Origin of the sequence: Paenibacillus sp. GSMTC-2017 (assembly GCF_016019935.1) — a bacterium.
Taxonomy (GTDB): Bacteria; Bacillota; Bacilli; order Paenibacillales; family Paenibacillaceae; genus Pristimantibacillus.
Map to the genome: position 1 here is coordinate 263,127 of NZ_JAECMT010000005.1, position 19,708 is coordinate 282,834.

The 19,708-nt window shown below is 41.2% G+C and carries 17 protein-coding genes; 9 read left to right on the forward strand and 8 right to left on the reverse strand.

Annotated elements, in window-relative coordinates; genetic code table 11:
* Positions 1 to 10: 10 nt before the first annotated feature.
* Together I6N90_RS20120 and I6N90_RS20125 are read right to left on the reverse strand one after the other, a co-directional pair.
* Positions 11 to 1,132, reverse strand: a complete 1,122-nt coding sequence (locus tag I6N90_RS20120; RefSeq protein ID WP_197937446.1) for an alanine racemase — start codon at positions 1,130 to 1,132, stop codon at positions 11 to 13.
* The gene (locus I6N90_RS20125) at positions 1,129 to 1,788 is read right to left on the reverse strand and encodes a helix-turn-helix transcriptional regulator (protein ID WP_197937447.1); all 660 of its coding nucleotides are present in this window, start codon (positions 1,786 to 1,788) and stop codon (positions 1,129 to 1,131) included. Before I6N90_RS20125 ends, I6N90_RS20120 begins: the two co-directional genes overlap by 4 nt.
* Before the next feature lie 180 nt (positions 1,789 to 1,968).
* On the opposite strand from I6N90_RS20125, the gene I6N90_RS20130 reads away from it, so the two are divergent.
* The 7 genes from I6N90_RS20130 to I6N90_RS20160 all read left to right on the forward strand — a co-directional run bounded on the left by I6N90_RS20130 (position 1,969) and on the right by I6N90_RS20160 (position 11,028).
* Complete coding sequence (locus I6N90_RS20130) at positions 1,969 to 3,747, forward strand: cache domain-containing sensor histidine kinase (RefSeq protein ID WP_197937448.1); 1,779 nt, start codon at positions 1,969 to 1,971, stop codon at positions 3,745 to 3,747.
* The gene (locus tag I6N90_RS20135; RefSeq protein ID WP_197937449.1) at positions 3,744 to 5,159 is read left to right on the forward strand and encodes a response regulator; all 1,416 of its coding nucleotides are present in this window, start codon (positions 3,744 to 3,746) and stop codon (positions 5,157 to 5,159) included. Before I6N90_RS20130 ends, I6N90_RS20135 begins: the two co-directional genes overlap by 4 nt.
* A gap of 98 nt (positions 5,160 to 5,257) precedes the next feature.
* Positions 5,258 to 6,598 (forward strand): extracellular solute-binding protein, encoded by a 1,341-nt coding sequence (locus tag I6N90_RS20140; protein WP_197937450.1) that lies wholly within the window; start codon positions 5,258 to 5,260, stop codon positions 6,596 to 6,598.
* Positions 6,582 to 7,649: a CobW family GTP-binding protein gene (locus tag I6N90_RS20145; RefSeq protein ID WP_197937451.1), complete on the forward strand. Its 1,068-nt coding sequence runs from the start codon at positions 6,582 to 6,584 to the stop codon at positions 7,647 to 7,649. The genes I6N90_RS20140 and I6N90_RS20145 overlap by 17 nt, the downstream gene beginning before the upstream one ends.
* A gap of 164 nt (positions 7,650 to 7,813) precedes the next feature.
* Positions 7,814 to 8,290, forward strand: a complete 477-nt coding sequence (locus tag I6N90_RS20150; protein WP_197937452.1) for a hypothetical protein — start codon at positions 7,814 to 7,816, stop codon at positions 8,288 to 8,290.
* A gap of 409 nt (positions 8,291 to 8,699) precedes the next feature.
* A complete protein-coding gene (locus tag I6N90_RS20155) occupies positions 8,700 to 10,448 on the forward strand; it encodes an ABC transporter ATP-binding protein (RefSeq protein ID WP_197937453.1) in 1,749 nt (582 codons plus the stop codon).
* A 214-nt stretch (positions 10,449 to 10,662) separates the two neighbouring features.
* On the forward strand, positions 10,663 to 11,028 hold the full coding sequence (locus I6N90_RS20160) for a YmaF family protein (RefSeq protein ID WP_197937454.1): 366 nt from the start codon (positions 10,663 to 10,665) through the stop codon (positions 11,026 to 11,028).
* A gap of 93 nt (positions 11,029 to 11,121) precedes the next feature.
* Here the strand turns inward: I6N90_RS20160 and I6N90_RS20165 are convergent, their stop codons facing one another.
* The 3 genes from I6N90_RS20165 to I6N90_RS20175 all read right to left on the reverse strand — a co-directional run bounded on the left by I6N90_RS20165 (position 11,122) and on the right by I6N90_RS20175 (position 14,596).
* Complete coding sequence (locus tag I6N90_RS20165; RefSeq protein ID WP_197937455.1) at positions 11,122 to 12,459, reverse strand: FAD-dependent oxidoreductase; 1,338 nt, start codon at positions 12,457 to 12,459, stop codon at positions 11,122 to 11,124.
* A 206-nt stretch (positions 12,460 to 12,665) separates the two neighbouring features.
* Complete coding sequence (locus I6N90_RS20170; protein ID WP_197937456.1) at positions 12,666 to 13,436, reverse strand: TSUP family transporter; 771 nt, start codon at positions 13,434 to 13,436, stop codon at positions 12,666 to 12,668.
* Between the two features lie 140 nt (positions 13,437 to 13,576).
* Positions 13,577 to 14,596 (reverse strand): peptidoglycan DD-metalloendopeptidase family protein, encoded by a 1,020-nt coding sequence (locus tag I6N90_RS20175; protein ID WP_232243185.1) that lies wholly within the window; start codon positions 14,594 to 14,596, stop codon positions 13,577 to 13,579.
* Between the two features lie 255 nt (positions 14,597 to 14,851).
* Between I6N90_RS20175 and I6N90_RS20180 the strand changes: the two genes are divergently transcribed.
* Both I6N90_RS20180 and I6N90_RS20185 read left to right on the forward strand, forming a co-directional pair.
* Entirely contained in the window at positions 14,852 to 15,595 is a 744-nt protein-coding gene (locus I6N90_RS20180) for a response regulator transcription factor (protein ID WP_197937457.1), read from the forward strand.
* Positions 15,592 to 17,367, forward strand: a complete 1,776-nt coding sequence (locus tag I6N90_RS20185) for a sensor histidine kinase (RefSeq protein WP_197937458.1) — start codon at positions 15,592 to 15,594, stop codon at positions 17,365 to 17,367. The genes I6N90_RS20180 and I6N90_RS20185 overlap by 4 nt, the downstream gene beginning before the upstream one ends.
* 140 nt (positions 17,368 to 17,507) lie before the next feature.
* On the opposite strand, the gene I6N90_RS20190 is transcribed toward I6N90_RS20185, so the two are convergent.
* The 3 genes from I6N90_RS20190 to I6N90_RS20200 all read right to left on the reverse strand — a co-directional run bounded on the left by I6N90_RS20190 (position 17,508) and on the right by I6N90_RS20200 (position 19,581).
* Positions 17,508 to 18,458, reverse strand: coding sequence for a hypothetical protein (locus I6N90_RS20190; RefSeq protein WP_197937459.1), 951 nt, complete (start codon positions 18,456 to 18,458; stop codon positions 17,508 to 17,510).
* 169 nt (positions 18,459 to 18,627) lie between these two features.
* A complete protein-coding gene (locus tag I6N90_RS20195) occupies positions 18,628 to 19,299 on the reverse strand; it encodes a PspA/IM30 family protein (RefSeq protein WP_197937460.1) in 672 nt (223 codons plus the stop codon).
* Between the two features lie 66 nt (positions 19,300 to 19,365).
* Positions 19,366 to 19,581, reverse strand: a complete 216-nt coding sequence (locus tag I6N90_RS20200) for a PspC domain-containing protein (protein ID WP_197937461.1) — start codon at positions 19,579 to 19,581, stop codon at positions 19,366 to 19,368.
* Positions 19,582 to 19,708 lie beyond the last annotated feature (127 nt).

Below are 19,708 nucleotides of genomic sequence, written 5' to 3' on the forward strand. Positions count from 1 at the left end.
CATCTGGAAACTACTCTAGCAACCCACGTGCGGCTACAGCAACTTTTGTAAGCTCACCATCGGAGTTTTGAAGATAGATAAAGCTATGCAAATTAACGGTACTGCAAATATGGTTAGGAATAATAGCAATCACGTCACCAATTTGATAGTCGCTAGCAGGGTTTACACGAATAACGCCATGTTCTTCATTCATGCGCTCGAATACAGCGTCATCATCTCCGACAATATGCCCGAAACCTTTCAAGTTTAGCGGGGCTTTGTCTGGTTGTACGTCAGTAGCAAATGTTTTGCTTCCGCCGTCAATGACAATTCGGTCCGATGTTGGGCGACTTACAACAGTTGCCCATACAGCGCCGGCACATTCTTCGAAGGAGCAAATGTCAAAGGCAGCTTGCATGCGATCTTGATAAATATAAGTGCCTGGGCGAACTTCAGTTATACCCGCGATTTCAGCAGCATAAATGGCTGTTGGTGATGAGCCGACGCTAACATCTTTAATCGTTAATCCAGCATCTCGCAGAGACTGGGCAACGGAAACCATGAAAGTACCTTCTTCATGACCAGCAGCTCGCAAATCCATCGTAGGTGCACCGCTTAGCATAGCTCCACGATAAGTGAATATGCCATTAAGGCTTACAGCTTCTAGAGAAGCAATTGCTTTCGCAAGTTGGGCGGCAGATGATGCCTCTACGCCAGTACGATTGAGACCAGACTCAATTTCTAAGCGAACTTCAAGTGTTACACCCTGCTCGCTAGCTACAGTAGAGATTCGTTTTGCACCTTCTATACTGTCTACTCCAATAATGAGGCGAATACCCGACTTCACAAGTTTGGCAGCGCGTTCAAGCTTGCTTGTACTTACAATCGGATAAGCGACAAAAATGTCCTTTATCCCACCCTCGGCCATTACTTCTGCTTCAGCGATTTTGGCAACTGTAATACCAATTGCTCCTGCTTTCAGTTGGCGAAGCGCCATTTCTGGCATTTTATGCGTCTTCGCATGTGGACGAAGTTTAACACCAGTAGCGTTTATTGTTTCTGCGATCTTTTGGATGTTGCTATCGACTATATCACTATTAATGACGACACAAGGTGTTTCGAAGATTGTGTTCGTAGTTACGTTTTGACTCATTCTTTTGAACCTCCTATATCATCCGAAGATTTTGATTCTTCCAAGTAGTTGTACAAGGTAAACTTGGATATGCCCAAGTAACTACAAATTTTTTCGCCAGACTTTTTAATAAGGAATGCACCCTTTTGATCCAGTAGCTGAATCAACCGAATTTTATCCTCTTTGCTCATGAGTGCAGGTGGTCTGCCGATAATTTCTTGCGTTTCTTGCAGCAACGTGTCGAGAAGCTCATTCACATTACTGACGAAAGATTCTCGTATAGGCTGAAGACCACTTGCCGTCAACGATTGCAACGTTTTCTCCGCCATCATCAGATCAGTAATGTCAAAGTTGATGCATACTGCTCCAATGATCGTGCCTTCATTATTTTTTACATACATAGAAGTAGAACGGAGAATTCTACCGTCAACCGTTTGTGTGACGTAGTTATGTCGATTGTCACCGTCTGATGTTCCCCTCATAATTTCCAAACCGAGATTTGTTCCGGGATCTCCGACGTTACGGCCGGTGACATGACCGTGTTCTATAGCGACAATAGTACTTTCATAGGGCTTCGACCAGTCATGGATAACGACTTCGCAATTTTCCCCGAATTGTGCGGTTATACCTTTGGCTAGCTCGGAGAAAAATAATAATTCCTGCGATATTGACTCCATCTTACGCCTCTTTTCATACCATTAACTTTTTCTTTGACCACATGGTACACCTATGCGAGTGAAAAATCAAACAAAAAATTTGTTAAGCTAAAAAAAAGTATGATAGTATTCGATTAAGAAAGTAGGATGTCCGCTTGGTTATGGTGCAACTATGAAATGATGAAGGGATGAGGAGTATCGATGCGTTGGATTAGCAGCTCTTTGAAACGCAAGCTATCGACTTTACTACTTTTTTCCGTATTAATTCCGTTATTAGCTTTAGGATTGTTTGCTTACAATATGGCAGCTACAACGACAGAAGAAAAAGCGAAGCAATCGGGGACAAGTATTTTACGGCAAATGAGTACGAACCTTGAATTTATCGTTCATGATGTTGAGAACATGTCGCTCTTTATGATTGGTCAAAAAGATATTCAAAAGTTTCTGAGCAGCGATGATGAAGATCCCGTTAAGCAGACACAAATGATCGAATTTCTTTCGAATTTGGTTTATTCTAAAAGCTATATTTCAGATATTACGATTTATCCACTGAACAAATATCCACCTGTTTCGAACGCAACAATATTTGATACAGGATTATCTGGAGACGATGATGAACGTATTCAACATTATCAGTCACAAACGAAGTTTTGGACTGCGCGATATGAGACAGACACCGCATCTGGTCCGAAACAAGTTATCTCACTTATTAGGCCGATTCGAAGCTTAAATAGTTTTAGACAACTCGGAACACTCGTCATTAGCTTGGATGAAAAAGCTATTTCGCAAATTTTGAGACAAGCAAACTTACCGGGTAGTGGAGATGTTGTGCTTACTAACAGTGAGGGCAATATTTTGTCCAGTTCAAATGCAGAAAAGAATGATGGAAACATGAAAGATATGTTGCCCGGGTTTCAGCTTGAGGGACGTTCAGGCTGGTTAAACTACGGAGAAGGAGATAATAAGCAGACCATTCTTTATGATTCTGTTGCTGATATGGGGTGGACTCTAACAGGTATAATGCCCTTTGCTGAATATCGTAATCAAAATAGTTATGTATTAAAACTAATGGCAATCGTCATCGTTGTGTCTGTATTAGTCGTATCTATACTTGTTCTTTATTTCGTTCAACGTGTGACGAATCCGCTCATTATGTTGACCCAATTTATGAAGCATTCCAATCCAGAAGAACCGTTGCAAAAGTATCCAGTGGAAACGATGGATGAAGTAGGGCAGCTGGTACGGAGTTATAATAAGCTTAGTGACCGAATTGCGCATTTAACAGAACAAGTAAAGCAAGAGGAATCGTATAAGAAAGAAGCGGACATGCAAGCACTTCAAGCTCAAATAAATCCGCATTTCCTCTATAACACGCTTTCATCTATTCATTGGATGGCACTAATGAACAAGGATGAAAAAATTGCAGATATGGTAGGAAGTTTAAGCGATTTTTTGAGATTCAGTCTGAACAAGGGAGAAGAATTTTGTTCGGTTGAGCAGGAAGTTGCGCATGCTATGCATTACTCCAATATCCAATCGATCAGATTCCCAGGCAAGTTTAAGCTTCAAATGGACATTGATCCAGCACTATCTCATACTAGAATGCTTAAGTTATTGCTACAGCCGTTGATCGAAAATGCGCTCATTCACGGTATTCAGAAACAGCCTGCAATGGGTGAGATTAAAGTAAGTGCGAAGCTGGAATCCGAATGGATGCACTTTATGGTAGAAGATACAGGTGTAGGGATGGATGATGAAAAGCTGAACGAAATTAAAAGAGAGTTGCAAGCTCCGCATGATCAGAAGATGGACAGGGAGCGACTAGAGCGTGGAAGCTACGGACTACGTAATGTTAATCGCAGGCTTCATTTGCACTATGGTCTACAATCTGGGCTGATCATTGAAAGTGAAATAAATAAGGGTACTGTCGTATCCTTTTCGATACCAACTGACACATTAGGAGGGAAAGACATCGAATGAAGCTGTTTTTTGTGGATGATGAAATCATTATACGAACAGGCTTAAGTACAGTTATTCCATGGGCGGATAGTGGGTATGAGGTTCTTGAGCCAGCAGCTTCAGCAGAGGAAGCGATCGCCCGTTTAGAAGTAGAGAAGCCAAATATTATTGTGACGGATATCCAGATGACAGGTTTGACGGGTTTCGATTTGGCGAGCGAAGTGAGACGGTTGCTTCCTGAAAGTGAAGTCATCATATTATCGGGATATGATCAATTCAAATATGCACAAAAGGCGATCCGTGCAGGAGTTAGTGATTATTTGCTCAAAACAAGTCGCCCAGATGAAATTGTAAAAGCTGTTGCAGGTGCAAGGCAACGTATCATTATGCGTGGTGAGTCTTTGAAGAGAAATCATCTCCGAGACGAAGCGATGGAGGGGCTTCTAAGAGGAAAGGAACTTGACGATTCAACCTTGATGCAAGCGAAAGTGTTGCTTCCTAAGCTTATGCTTCATGAGCCGAATGGCTATTTGGTCATTAAAATTGGCGCTTCGGGATGGGAAGAAGATAGCGGTATTCAGAAGCTTTTATTATTCGCCGTCCATAATGTCATTAGTGAACTTATAGAAGGTGAAGCGATTATTTGGGATCGAACGATCGTACTTATCGTGCGTTTGAACGGTGGAATATCATCTCCAATTCAATTGGAATATGAGTTAGCAAAAATTGAATTAAAGCTAAAATGTAAAATTTATGCGGGTGTCGGGGAGTTTGCGGATGGTCAGAAAGGTTTACAAAAAGCGTACGAAACAGCTGCCTATTCCTATTTATTTCGTGGCTTACTTCCACATCAAAAGATTATTACCCATGACGCCATTTATAGACGAAAGGGTGGCAAAATCGAATGCTCTCAAACGGAGCGGGACGAGCTAGCCCTTATTTTGGCGCAGAGAGATGAGACGTTATTACGAAAATGGGCTCAAGAAGTTTATAGCCAGCAGAGGTCTAATAAAGATACAACGCCGCAGTCGCTTCTGACTTATCTCCGATCGGTTAATATGACTGCTATGGACTTTATTAAAGGTAGTGGAAGTGAGATAGATTTCCTTCCGAATTCTGATTCTACTACACTAGAAATGGTTGCGATTAACGGTGGAGAGTTGCTAATAGAACGATTATTGGAGTTACTGAAGGATGAGCAAGTTTCGTCTGAACAATCGAATATACCTCATATTAACCGAGCTATTTCTTATATTCATGAACATTTGAGTGAGTCTATTACGCTTGAAGATGTTGCCGATTATGTTCAATTAACGAATAGTCACTTTGGTGAAGTATTTCATCGCGAGACGGGTCAAGAATTTAAGGAGTATTTGTCGAAATTAAGAATGGAACGGTTGAAAAATATCGAACATGAACGAGGTAAAAGCTGATAAAAATCATCCTAGTTTCCGAATTCTAACCCTGTCTATATGGATTAGATATACGTATACTAAAAAGGGAGAGAGACTTTGTGAGGAGGAAGCATGAGATGAAGCGTATAATTTCTGCTATAATTCTGATGTCCCTGCTTGTTACTGTATTATCGTCATGTGGCTCCGAAAAAAGTGGCGTTACTGTTACGGAATCAATGGATAAGATTGAAATTTCATTATGGCATAACTTTACTGGAGATGATCTGCGCGCACAAACGATGCGAGCTATTATAGACGAATTTCAAGCAGCGAATCAACATATTCGATTAGATATACAAGCGATTCAACCAGACGGCTATCGTTCTAGGCTCAAGACGGTTGCGGCAGCGGACGAAATGCCGGATGTGTTCGTTATGTGGAGTGGGGCGATGACACAAGAGTTTTCTTCGGCTTCATTAATTCAGCCCATTAATGAGCTGATAGAGGCGAATCCGGAATGGAGAGATGGTTTTTTGCCCAACTCGTTAGAATCGTTCACTGAAAAAGGTCATACATATGGAGCGCCGATGGGTTTATCACCAACGTCAATCTTATATTATAATAAGAAGATTATGGATAAATATAATATCGCAGTTCCTAAAACGTGGGATGAGCTAATGCTTGCAATAGAAACGCTAAGGAATAATGGTATTACTCCAATCGCACTCGGTAATAAAGCGGCATGGCTTGCACAATCCAGCATTTTCAGCTCGTTAGCAGACAGAGTGACTGGAACGGAGTGGTTCCTTAAGGCAGCGAAGCAGGACGGAGCAAGCTTTACTGATCCGCAGTTCATTGAGGCACTTACCTATATGAAAGAGCTAGCAGAAGCAGGTGCGTTTCAGAAAGACTATAACGCCATTGATAACAATCAGATGGAGTTAATGTTTGCACAGGGCAAGTCCGCTATGATGATTGATGGTGGCTGGGCACTGACGAATCTCGCAGCAAATACGTCAAAAGAAGTGATGCGAGAGATGGGGGCAACTGTACTCCCAGCTATTCCGGGAGGGAAAGGTGACCCGAATACATTATCTGGCGTTGTCGGATCTGGTATGGCACTTGGCAAAGATGCTACTGGCGAGAAAAAGGAAGCTGCTCTAAAGCTGATCTATGCAATGTCAGGGCCTGATGCTCAAAAGCGTACGCTTGAGAGCAATCAGCTTGTTAGCTATAAGATTGAGTTAGATAAAAGTAAAGTGTCACCAATCTTTGCTGAGGTGTACGACTTGGTTAATAGCGTAAGACTAACACCTGTCTACGACGGGGTGTTATCATCTGAGAGCGCTGAAGCAGTTAATAACGGATTACAGGAGCTGTTAGCTGGAGGCGATCCGAAGAAGATTGCACAGACTATTCAAGAGGCTCATAAGAAAGCAATAGCACAAGGGAGTTATTATAATGACAATCCAAAGTAATCAAGATAATGGATCAGCGCCAACGCCGATCCATTTGCTGTCTGGTTTTCTTGGAAGCGGGAAAACAACACTTTTAACGGGCATGCTGGCACATTTTAAGAGCCAAGGACTTAAGCCTGCCGTTATTATGAACGAGCTCGGAGAAATTAATTTGGATGGTGAACTAGTAGATAAGGAGGTCCCCATGGCGGAGATGCTCAGCGGTTGCATCTGTTGCTCCATCAAAGGGGATCTAGGGCTTGAAATCGGCAGACTAGTTGAAATACATCATCCAGATGTCATCATTATCGAATCTACTGGCGCAGCTAATCCGATGCAAACACTTGATGGTGTGACGGATGCTGCAATGTATCAAACTGTAGAGCTTCGCTCAGTTATAACGGTCGTGGATGGTCCTGAGTTATTGGATCGAAGCCGTAAAGGTAAAGGAAGCACTTACAAACTTATGTGCGAGCAGATTCGGTGTGCAACTAAGCTCTTGCTTAATAAAAGCGATAAACTAGCCGCTGATGAGCTAGTTGAAGCGCAACAGATGTTAAGAGAAATGAACGCTCATGCGGAAATTACTACGACTGTGCGTTGCGAGTTAGTGGATTGGAGCTGGCTGAGTGTGCTTGTTATTCCATCGGTAGAATTGCAGAAAGCCTCACATAAGCAGCTCCTTGTGAATGAAGAAACTCTTCTAAATTCACACTCGCATTCCAGCGAGGCATTGGGTCATCATGTACATAACGATCCAAATGAAGCATCGGATCACCATCATCATTCCCATGAACATGTAATGGTCGTGACGCATTATTTTGATGGGCCGGTCAGCAGTGAAGCGTTTGAGGGGCTGTTGCGAAAACTACCTGACAATATTTATCGAGCTAAGGGAGTCGTTACATTCTCTGATACATCCGCTACTAGTCGTTTTTTGTTCCAATATGCATACAAAGAGTCTGATTTCATACGAATTGAGCCACAGGGGAAAGTCAACGATGTCGCAGTGTTTATTGGTGAACACTTCTCGAAGGAATGGCTTCTGAGTGAGTTGAACCAGCTTAATTAGACGAAAGAGCTAAATACGCTAAAAGAGCAAATCATGATTGAGTCGTAATCTGCTGAATTATGTCTAATCATCCCAATGTATGGGTAAAATAATCCAGAAGAGGGCAATGTTTTGGAGAAAATTGTCCCAAACATAGATGATATAGAAGGGTGAGACAGTACGTGATGAGCAAAAAAATAGTAATGACGTTAGCGGTGGCTGTTGTTATAGCTGCCGCTTCTGCTTTGTCCGTGCAGCCTGTAGGTGCTGAACGGTTAGGGTTACAGTTAGTGACTGAAGGTCCAACTACTGAAGGGTCAGTTCTTAAGGAACCAGCACATGAGGGAGATAAACATCACAAACATCATAAAGGTGGAATGTCACGCGAGAGCTTTGAAGCTTATCGATTAAAGAAGCTTCAGGAGATGGCAGCCTACTTCGGCATCCCGACAGAGGGGAAAACTGCTCAGCAGCTCAAGAAGGAGCTTATTGTTGCGAAGGAAACGAATAAGGAAAAGTGGGAAGCGTTTAAGCAGGAACATGAGGCAAAGCGATTAGAGCATCTTCGAGCTATCGCGAAGAAGCATGGAATCTCAACAGAGGGCAAATCGGTAGAGCAGCTTCATAAAGAGCTGATGGAATCACGTAGTAAACAGGAATAACGGGAATGTTCAAGTAAGTTGGCGAGCTGTTTTGTAGGCTGTAAGGGTCAAAATGATCCTTGCAGAGCTCAAAATAAAAAGCTACCTCGCGAGGGTAGCTTTTTATTTTTTTTAGCATGCGTTATACAGCGATACTATTAAATAAGTTATGTATAAAGAAATGGTTTAGTAGCTTCCTAATGTACTCCGAATGCAAATACAAACATCATGACAATGTTTACGATAGGGATCAGCATGATCAAAAACGTAAGCAACCATTATTCTACTAATATTGAGCTAAAAATACTAGATACGAAAAATAACGAATAAATCGCAAATGGATAGTTGTAAATTATGGACAAAAAAACACTTGCACCTCACGTTACGTCAAGTGATATGCTCGAAGCAGTTGAACGAGGAGGAAATCTAAATGGAAGTTAAACCATTTATCAATTTAATTGGGAGGCATAAGCCTGCAAAGTGGCTAATTGCTGTCGCAATCATTCTGGGGCTTGGTGAAACGATATTAACTTTACTTATTCCATTGTTAACGAAAAACATCGTAGAGCAAGTTTCTATTTCTGCACTTGAGACGATGACGATCATTTTGTTAGCGTCAGTATTCATTTTACAAACAGCAATGTCTGGATTTTCGGTTTATACGATGTCTTATGTCGGACAATATATTATTAGTGGGCTTCGGAAAGAAGTATGGGAGCGAGTACTTCGTCTGCCAGTACCTTTCTTCGATCGTAATACATCAGGCGAGACGATGAGCCGAGTTACTAATGATACGAATGTAATTAAGGATTTTATAGTCGGACACGTTATTTCATTCCTTGGCGGTATAGTATCCGTTATCGGTGGGGTCACCATTCTTCTCTATATCGATTGGAAAATGACGTTGCTCATGCTGATTGCAGTACCGGTTTCGCTGCTCGTTTTGTGGCCACTTGGTAGCAAGATGTTCAAAATTTCGAAGTCTATGCAGGATGAAACGGCACTTTTTCAAGGTGATCTAGGACGGGTGCTTTCAGAAATTAGGCTTGTTAAAGCTTCACTGGCTGAGAAAGAAGAACACCGCCAAGGTCAGGTTCGTATAAAGAGCTTATTCCGTTTCGGACTGCAAGAAGCGAAAATTATGTCAATCGTGACACCATTAATGATGTCAGTTATGCTTCTTATTCTGGTCTTATTAATTGGGTATGGTGGCGTTAGAATTGCGCAAGGAACGCTTGAAACAGGGGAGCTAGTAGCCATTTTCCTCTATATGTTTCAGATCGTTATGCCATTTACACAAATGGCATCGTTTTTTACACAGTTCCAAAAGGCTATGGGCGCATCGCAACGTATTATTGAGTTAATGGAAGAGACGCTAGAAGAAGATTTAGAGATAGTTGAAGGCAATCCCACATCAACAAATAATATCTCATTTAAAAAGCAACCATTATCTTTTGAAAATATTAGTTTTTCGTATACGCCTGAACGACCGATTCTTCATTCATTATCATTCCAAGCTGAGCCTGGGGGGATGACGGCAATTGTTGGACCAAGCGGTACGGGCAAAACGACGTTATTTTCGCTTATTGAACGATTTTATCAGCCTACACACGGGAATATTCGATATGGTTCCGAGGACATATCGTCGCTTGCGCTGAAAGATTGGCGAAACCGCATCGCATACGTATCACAAGATAGCCCAATGATGGCGGGCACTATACGTCATAATTTGACCTACGGCTTGGAGCAAGTGGATGACGGTAAACTGAAAGAAGCGCTCCAGCAAGCTAATTTGAGTGAATTTATAGATTCGCTGCCCGGAGGACTAGAAACGGAGGTAGGAGAGCGCGGAGTGAAGTTGTCGGGTGGACAAAGGCAAAGACTTGCAATAGCACGTGCTCTACTTCGTGATCCGGATATTTTATTGCTCGATGAAGCGACAGCTCATTTGGATAGTACATCTGAGAAGCTTGTACAGGAAGCTCTACACGTTCTAATGAAAGCGAGGACGACATTAGTTATTGCACATCGCCTGTCTACAATTGTGAATGCGGATAGGATAGTTGTACTTGAGAAAGGTTCAGTTACAGGTCAAGGTACACATTCTGAACTACTACAATCACATGAGCTTTATTCGAAGCTAGTGCAGCAGCAATTTATTGAAAACGAGACTTTATAGGGATATATATAATAGGAATATATAACCATCATGTCCGCATGTGGAGCAGATAAGCTCCACATGCGGATTTTTTAGTGGACTGGCAGGTTTCCTTACCTGAAATATTTATAGAATCGGCGATAATTGACTAGCACATCCATTTGATTGCGTTAATAAGATGTTGTAAGACAAGTAATTAGTTATTTAGCAGAGTAATTACTAGGAGGAGTGCAGTATGAAAAGGAGAAAATCAACGATTGTGAATAGAGCCGGATCTCTTAGAAAAGCACAGCGGCACGTCCACGAATTTGAAGGTAGTACTCAGCTCGCTGAGGAAGGCAATGATCGGCATAACCATCGTTTTGCGGGCGTAACAGGGCAAGCGATTAGAGTGGGTAGAAGTCATGTCCATGAAATTAATCTTTCGAACACGGATTTCTTAAACCATTTTCATAATTTGAAAAAGATTGTAACAGGACCAGCAATACCAGTAGGAAATGGCAAACACGTACATTTTGTAAAAGGCCAAACGACATTAAATGATGGACATGTTCATCAATTTAAGTTCGCAACAGCGATACAAGCACCTCTTGTTAAATGAATGTTTAATAACCAATCAAAAATCCGCATATGGACCATTAAGGTCCACATGCGGATTTTCGTATTATCAAATAATTTAACATGTATTTCTATATTAAACAGCCTGCAAGCCAGCTTGGTTAAGTAAATTCCAAGGCTTGTTGTAATGAGGCTGGAAGAAGAAGTCGACAAAGCTGAGCTCATCCATCGTCATTCTATTTTGAATACAAACCGAAAGTGTATTAATCGATTGGGTTAAATCAATTTTCGAGATTACTTGAGCACCGAGGATTCTTCCTGTTTCTGCTTCGTATACGACTTTTAGTGTTACTGGTTCGTAGGTTGGCATAAATTCTGGTCGATAGTTATCTAAGATTGTGACTATTTTCACATTCATTCCTGCAGCAAGAGCAGCCGTCTCTGTCATCCCCGTCGATCCGATGTTGTAGTCATATATTTTGAGACCCGAAGTACCTTGTGTTCCCATATATTTGATCGTAGGCTCTAAGAGATTTCTTGCAACTAGTGTACCCATTCGAACTGCATTCGTTGCGAGAGGGATATAAGCATGTTCACCTGTTGGGTTGTAATGGACGGCACAGCTATCTCCAGCAGCGAAAATATCCGGGTCACTCGTATGCATATATTCGTCTACAAGGATGGCACCGTTCGGAAGCATATCGACTTTACCTTTTAACAGGTCCGTATTTGGACGGAAGCCGATACATAGGACAACAAGATCTGTTTCATATTCTCCAGCAGTTGTTATTACGGTTGTCACTTTTCCGTTCTCATCGCCTGTAAACGATGTTACAGTTTGGTCAAGTGCAAGCTGAACACCTCGTTCCACAAGCGCTTGTTCCGTTACGTCTGTAAGTTCCTTGTCCAAATATTTATATAAAATGCGATCCATATTATCGATTAATGTCACTTCTTTACCTAACATCTCGAAGGCTTCAACGAGCTCGACGCCGATGTAACCTGCACCAATGACAGAGATTCGGTTGGCTGTTTTCGCTTTTTCGATAATTGTTTGTGCATGATTAAAGTTTTTGCAAAGTACGACATTTTCTAGATTGATGCCGTCCATCTGAGGGACAATCGGCCACGAACCAGTCGTTACAACTAGTTTATCATAGCTATGTGTAATTTCTTCTCCAGTTGCTAGGTTTCGAGCTTGCAACGTTTTTGCTTCTGTATCAATGTTCATCACATCGTGACGCATAAGAGTCGTCACACCGAGATCAGCTAATTGCTGTGGCGAAGAATAGAATAATCCATCTGCATTTTTAACGACGCCGCCAACATGCAGGGCGATTCCACACGACAGGAAAGAGATATTGTCATTCCGTTCAAAAACAGTTATTTGAGCATCTGGGTATAAGCGAGCCATACCAGTAATGGCAGCAGTTCCAGCATGTGTACATCCAATAACAGCAATTTTTGTTTTCATCGTATTTCCTCCTTTAGATGTAGTAGGCGTGCTAGCTTAATTGTATGCTACGACCTACTAGGTGAATTATTTCACAATCTAATTTATAGTGTGAAAACATTCACAATCTTTTCTTGCTCTTAGCATATGATATTTCAACGAAAATGACAATGTCTAATTTGTGACTTTTTTCACAATCTATAATATAGGGAAAAAGAGAACTCCTTCTACCCCGTAAACATGACCCAAACTTGCCGTGCAATTAATAATGTACTAACCCCGATAAACAGAGGTCTTACATAACGTGCACCTTGACGAATCGCCACTTGTGAACCAACGAGCGAACCAAGTACCATAGCAGCTCCCATCAAAAGACCGATGCCGTATGAAACAGAGCTAAGACAAATAAATACGAGGAGACTGGATATATTACTAGTGAAGTTGAGCAGTTTTGCATTGCCTGCCGCCTTTACAAAATCTAGGCCAAGTATCAGAAAGGCGAATATAAGAAATGACCCTGTGCCTGGTCCGAAAAAGCCATCATAACTGCCGAGTAGCAATGCAGTAAGTGCTAGAGCAATCCAGCTTCGTTTAGTTAGTGTTCGGAAGGTGGCTACATCTCCCCAATCACGACGAAATAGTGTATAAATCGTTACTACGATAAGTAAGACGATAACGAGTGGACGGAGCCAATCGGTAGGAACGAATTGAAGGAGCAATGTGCCAGCAACAGCACCTATTGCTGTTAGTGGAACTAACTTCATCGTCATTTTAAGATCGATCTTCCCAGACCTTAGAAAGGTTAGTGTACTTGTCAGCGAAGACATCGTTCCAGCGAGTTTATTCGTCCCGAGTGCTAGATGAGGTGGAAGTCCAGCAGCGAGTAAAGCTGGCAAAGCGATAAGGCCACCGCCACCGACAACAGCATCGACGAAAGCTGCGAGAAAACCTCCTACGACAATAATAATGATTATTTCCCAAGTTAGCTCGATACCCATAACGGCAGCAACATCCCTTTTCTATGAGGTCATATACATTTTCGTGGACATTTAAGTTGTCATTAATAGTAGCTTACTTTGGATAAAAGAGGAAGAGCTATTCCTCGGATGTGAGAAATAGCTCTTTATCATTTTTAAACTTAGTTTGATACCGTTTCTCCTCGAACTGGAGACTTGATGCCTTTCCATTGCACGTTTATGGATTTGGAAGAGTTTAGATCTTTTCCATCGTTTACTTGAAAATGCATATGAGCTTCGCTTGAATTTCCAGAGTTGCCGAGTTGTGCGACTAGTTGTCCACGTTTAACGACATCTCCAGGTTTAACAGACACAGAATCTTTTTTAAGATGTGCTAACACACTATATTCGCCCCCATGATCAATAACAATCACATTCCCAAAAGGCTCCTTTTCATTCATTACTCCAACAGGTTCATTATCTACGATGTCGTTGACGACTGATACAACAGTCCCGTCTGCTGGTGCGTGAACTTCTTGTCCAAATGCGAAGTAGCTATCATTTTTGGTTGGATCTCCTTCATAGGACAATCCATCCTTTTCTTGAACGAAATCATAGGCATAACGCTGGCTTTCATGTGCGTAATGATAGTTAGCTAATACGTTGTTGCCGCCCCAAAAAACGAACCAGTCTCCCTTAAATGGTAGAGAGTATTCCAACTTACTCAACTTGTTATCCGTCTCAGTTGCTGGAGTGAGCGGCTGCATCAGCATTCCCGTAATGGAATCATTTTCACCAAACAGTGCGGATATAGCTTTTAGTCCAGAAGGATCTATCCAAGTTATCACATTAGCTCCATTTAGTTTGAACTCATGGTGTTGCTGAAAGCTTTTAACATCAGTTGTATACCCTGCACCCATCTCTGCTAAATCTTTTAAACTTATTTGGCTTTTAAAGTCAGGGCTGAAACTGTTATAAATCAATTCATAGTCGCCATTTATCATCGCTTGAGGCAGATCATCTGGTTTTAAATTGTTTTCTACTTTAGTTTGTTCAACCGTCGCAGTTGGCGTTTTTTCCACATTAATAGCTCCTTTTTGGTCAGTGCTGCCGCAAGCAGCTATAAGTGAAACAATCGTGCATATTGCTATTATTCCTGTGAATTTTCTAATTGTACGTTTTGTGTTTTCCATCTTGATCATTGTAGGTTCCCCCTAAGTGTAATTAGAGCAAAGCTCGTTATGTTTTGAAGCTGTACTTTGCTTTGCTGAATCATTTGATAGCTCAATAATAACTGCTCAATCTTATTGGCTCCGAAACGGTATATGTACTGTATCTTAATAATGAGGTTTAATTTTCCATCATAATTAAGATTCCGTTAAGATAGTCTATCCGTATGTTTTGAGTTTTCATGATAAAATAGTAGTCTATAATCCCATTTACTAGGAGGAAATAGATTGAACGATGCATTCATATTACTCGTAGATGATGAACAGTCGATATTGGATATGCTGGAAACTGTGCTTCGAAAAGAAGGATTTACTAGCATCCTTAAAGTAACAACAGCTGAGGAAGCATTAGATGCTTGTAGCGATAGAAGAGTAGACATAATCGTGCTGGACGTTATGCTTCCAGGACGTAGCGGTATAGATGCGGCTCCATTTCTTCGGCAACTAACGAATGCGCCGATCCTTTTTCTAACGGCTCGAACATCAGATTTCGATAAGCTAACTGGTTTTGCTGTAGGCGGGGATGATTACATAACGAAACCGTTTAATCCACTTGAAGTTGTTGCTAGAATTAGATCGCAGTTACGTCGATATTTGGTTGGAACTGACGTTAAGAGGGTAGAGGCAGTGGAACGTCGCACGCCGACAATCTATAACTTTGGGCGATTTCAAGTTAATGAGGAGGCAGGTGAACTGATCGTAGAGGGACAGTCAGTTACTTGTCCTGCTCTTGTGTTTCAGTTGCTCTTGTTTCTATGTAAAAATCCGAATCGTATATTCGGAAAAAGCGAGCTGTATGAATCCGTTTGGGGGATAGATGCACTTAACGATGATAATACAGTTATGGTACATATTCATCGTATTCGAGAACGAATCGAGGTTGATCCTTCTAATCCGCAATTTGTCGTTAATGTAAGAGGATTAGGTTATAAGCTAATCCAGAAAAATACTCAGGGGACAGCTAATCTATGAATATGAAACGTAGACTTGCCTTGAAGTTTATTCTGCAATTGGTTATAGCGGGATTAGCGTCTTTGTTGATCATATGGTTCAGTGCTAATTGGATTAATCAACAATTTGCTGATATTAGCATCTCACGTGATTTTGCTTCAATCGGTTTAGATAGGTTAGTTGAATCTTCAAAACTAACGAAAGATGGGATTGTGTTCGATCAGAAGTTGTTAGATCAAGTGAAACAAAACAAAGGGTGGCTCCAAAGTTTAGATGAGAATGGCCGAGTTGAGCAATCTTTCAATACGCCAAGTGACGTTCCAAAACAATATATACCGGGAGAGTTTGCAGGATACATTACAAAAAGAATAGATTTCCCTTATGACGTTTACTTTTGGGTTAGAGAAAAGAATGGGAAGTTATTTACACTAATTTACGGTGTTCGCGACGAATTAACTCCATTGCTGAATCAGGTGTCTAAGGAAGCGAAGTTCACTTCAAATAAAAAACTTGAACTGCCTATTTTCATACAGGAGAAAACAAAAGCACTTGGTGGCTATATACAGTTATTGGACGAAAAGGGTAGGGAACTGGTCTCATATAATAAGCCAACTTCAATTGCAGAGCAGTACAATTTACGAGATCTTGCAATTCGTACGATTGACCAAGAGCAAGCTTTTCAACTTGCTTCATTTTACAACAGTGAAACAAAGTTAACTTGGCTTGTTGCACTGCCGCGATCTTCTAGTGGAAGTAATGGAGAAGGGGCGATGGTGTCAGAGGAGACAAAGGTGCTGTTTATAGGTGTTGGAACAATATTTATTGCTATCATTGCTTTATTTGTTCTTCTTTCCTTGTGGAACGCTCATCGATTCGGCGGGCCTTTGCTTCATATGCTTGTTTGGCTAGATTCATTGGGGAAATCTATTTATGAGGAGCCGAGTGATCGGAAAGGAATTGTGCGAAGCCGTACTAGATCAGGTCGATGGCGTTCACGATATCGAGTGTTTATGGATGTAATGAATTCCATCCAAAAGTTATCTGAAACGCTACAACAGAATGATGAGTTACGTAAGCAAAACAATAGATTAAGAGAGGAATGGATTTCTGGTATTACTCATGATCTGAAGACTCCACTGTCTTCCATTAAAGGGTATGCTCATATGCTGTCTGAGGAAAGTTATGAGTGGAATGTAGAAGAAGTTCGTAAGTTCTCCACGATTATGCTAGAAAAATCGGGACATATGGACATGCTTATTAATGATCTCGCGATGACCTACCGGCTAAGTGCAGGAGTAGACGCACCTGAAGGGGACAAAATTGAACTTAATGAATGGTTGCGGGCTATGTTAGATCAAGTAGCGGTCAATCCTTCCTTTGATAAGAGTAGAATCTTATTTAGGCCAGCGGAGAAGAGGATAGTGGTTGAGCTTTACACGCCATGGTTAGAGCGGGTTATTATGAATATTGCGGCGAATGCTCTTATCCACAACCCACCGGAAACGATATTAACGGTAACTTTGTATGGCCCAAGTGAACAGAGTTCGATGACGATAACTCTTTCTGATAATGGGAGAGGAATGGATGAGTTGTCGGCAAGTAAGTTGTTTGATCGTTATTATCGAGGTACAAATACCTCTTCAATGATAGAAGGTTCAGGTCTAGGGATGGCTATTTCCAAAAGTCTTGTAGAAGCGATGGGAGGCAACATTACAGTAAAAACATCAATAGGAAATGGAACAACAATTCAATTGTCTTGGCCGTTGCTAGCTTATGAAGCAGAAAAAGAGTGAGCTTATTTTGGCGCTTTAGGTTGTAAATAAAGTGTTGTAAATGTTGGGAGCCCGATATCGTCGTAGAAATACGATGATATCGGGCTCCTGTTAATAGGTGAAACATTACCGTTAATGATACAAGCTTCTTTGCGAAATGTTTAACTGCTACCGCATCCCCCACCACACGACGAGCCACATGAAGAACCGCTAGAGCCTCCATCAGATGAACTGCTTGAAGAGTTGTCTGAGCTACCTTTAGATGAGCCTGAATCTGATCCCTGCTTGGAGTAAGTGCTACAAGCTATAGCTGCTGAAGAACAACTTGCCGCTTTTTGTTCTTCTTGCGGGGGATTTTCAGTAATGGGAATGAACAGCATTGAGGTGACAGGTAATAAAGCGCTGTTGTTTAATTTGTGTTTCTTTTTATATGCTGTATGCGCTTTGTGTATATGATTAATAATTTCAGTCTTTAAAGAATGGAATATATCTGTAGTGTACGGGTTAAAATATTTTTCGATAATGTAATCTTCTGAAAATGTTCCGATATCATAGAACAAACCTTCATCGACGTTATATCGGAAGAAATGTTGTAACAATTGCTTGTTTTCATTATGGATGGTAAATAGAAGGCTATATGCTAGATCAAACTGTGCTCTTTTATGTTCAATTGCAGTTTCGACTCTAGTCTGATCCGTTGCGAGATTTGGCTGATGATGTATAAAGTGACCACAGAAATTGCTACAAAACTTCTCGTATTCCCTCGTATGCAGGATCATTTCGTGCCAAATTGTATCTACATCTTGGCTATACATCGGAACATCTTTCATAATTGTGCTTAATAGGAAGAACCGTTTCAGTTCTAGCAACATCCAGTTATATTTTTGCTCATTGTAGTTATATTTTAATATAAGCTTTTGACGAACATGCATCATATATGTATCGTCTAAAGCTCTTTCTAGTTTTTCTACGATCGTCTTCAGATGTGGTAATGACTCGTGAGTCCCTAACTGCTGAGGTATGTCTCGTGAGAACTGCGAGTCTAAAATCACAATGTTTTTCCCGTTATTCTCATTTAATCTACCGAAAAGAGAAGCAAGTTTTCTCTTCATAGAGCATTCCCCCTAGATCATCAAGTTGTTCCTTATATAGGAAGTTTACCACTTGGAAGATTGTTCTGTCACGACTATGCTACTGTTAAGATATTGTAAATTGTCCGTGAAATGATGAAGAGACCAACTTGAAGTGAAATCAAGCTGGTCTCCTTAAATTAGATGTTTATTAGTTGCTGGAGTTCTTCTGTAGAAGACGATTCAATTCCTCATCTACACGTGCATTACGTTGCTCTTGCTGCTGCTCGTAGCCATTACCGCTGGAATAAACACTGTAAGAACCTTTTGCAAGCTCACGTCCAGCTTCCCACTCCATTACTTTTTGCTCAATACGATCAAAGCCTTGTGCTGCTGTACTTCCTCCATATGGGGAATTTGTTTGAGAGGAAGAGGATGTTCCTTCAGCTTGCCTAACTCTAGTAATGAGCTCATTTCGTTTTCCTTGCAATCTAACTTTTTCTTCTTTCAATGATTCTAGACGTCCTGTAAGTTCGATTGCTGCTTGCTCGGCAATATGGTGAAGTCTAGCTGTTTCTTCAGCTTGTTCCAGGTAGAGAAGTTTTGCTTCCAGTGCTGTACGAGTTTCGGCTTCGCGTCCGGCAGTAGCGGCTTGTTCTGCTTTTTGATCATAATAACTTGCTTGACCATGCAATTCTCCTAACTTCGTTTGAAGGAAGCGAGTCTGTGCATGTTGCTGTGCGATAGAACGTTCCACTTTTGCAATTTCTTCGTCTAAATCTCTTAAGTAATGATTAAGCATCATCACTGGATTTTCTATCTTATCAAGAACCTCATTTGCTGCTGCCTTTGTCATACTGAATACACGGTGTAAAATTCCCATTTCTCATCTCTCCTCAAATGTATGTTACTTTTTATAAGTTATTTCTTAGGTATGCGCTAATCTATGTTAGTAGTGATCAACTGTTCTGAAGCTGTTGCTTGAATCTTTAGGGATAAACAGCGTTGCTATAAAGTAGGCTAAGATAACCCCTCCAAAGCTAAAGAATGCTGCTATAACAACAAGAAGTCTGATAATTGTTGAATCAATTCCTAGATACTGTCCAAGCCCTCCGCATAGTCCTGTAAACTTGCTATCTGTCGTTGAACGAAATAATTTTTTCATAAATCAATCATCCTTTCCTGTTGCTCATCTATGTCCTAATTGTAGAGCTTACAAGTTCTTTTCGTAACGGTCCTCGGACCATAATACGTGCTGGCCTTTAGGCGGGGAGAGTCTGCGACGGACGACG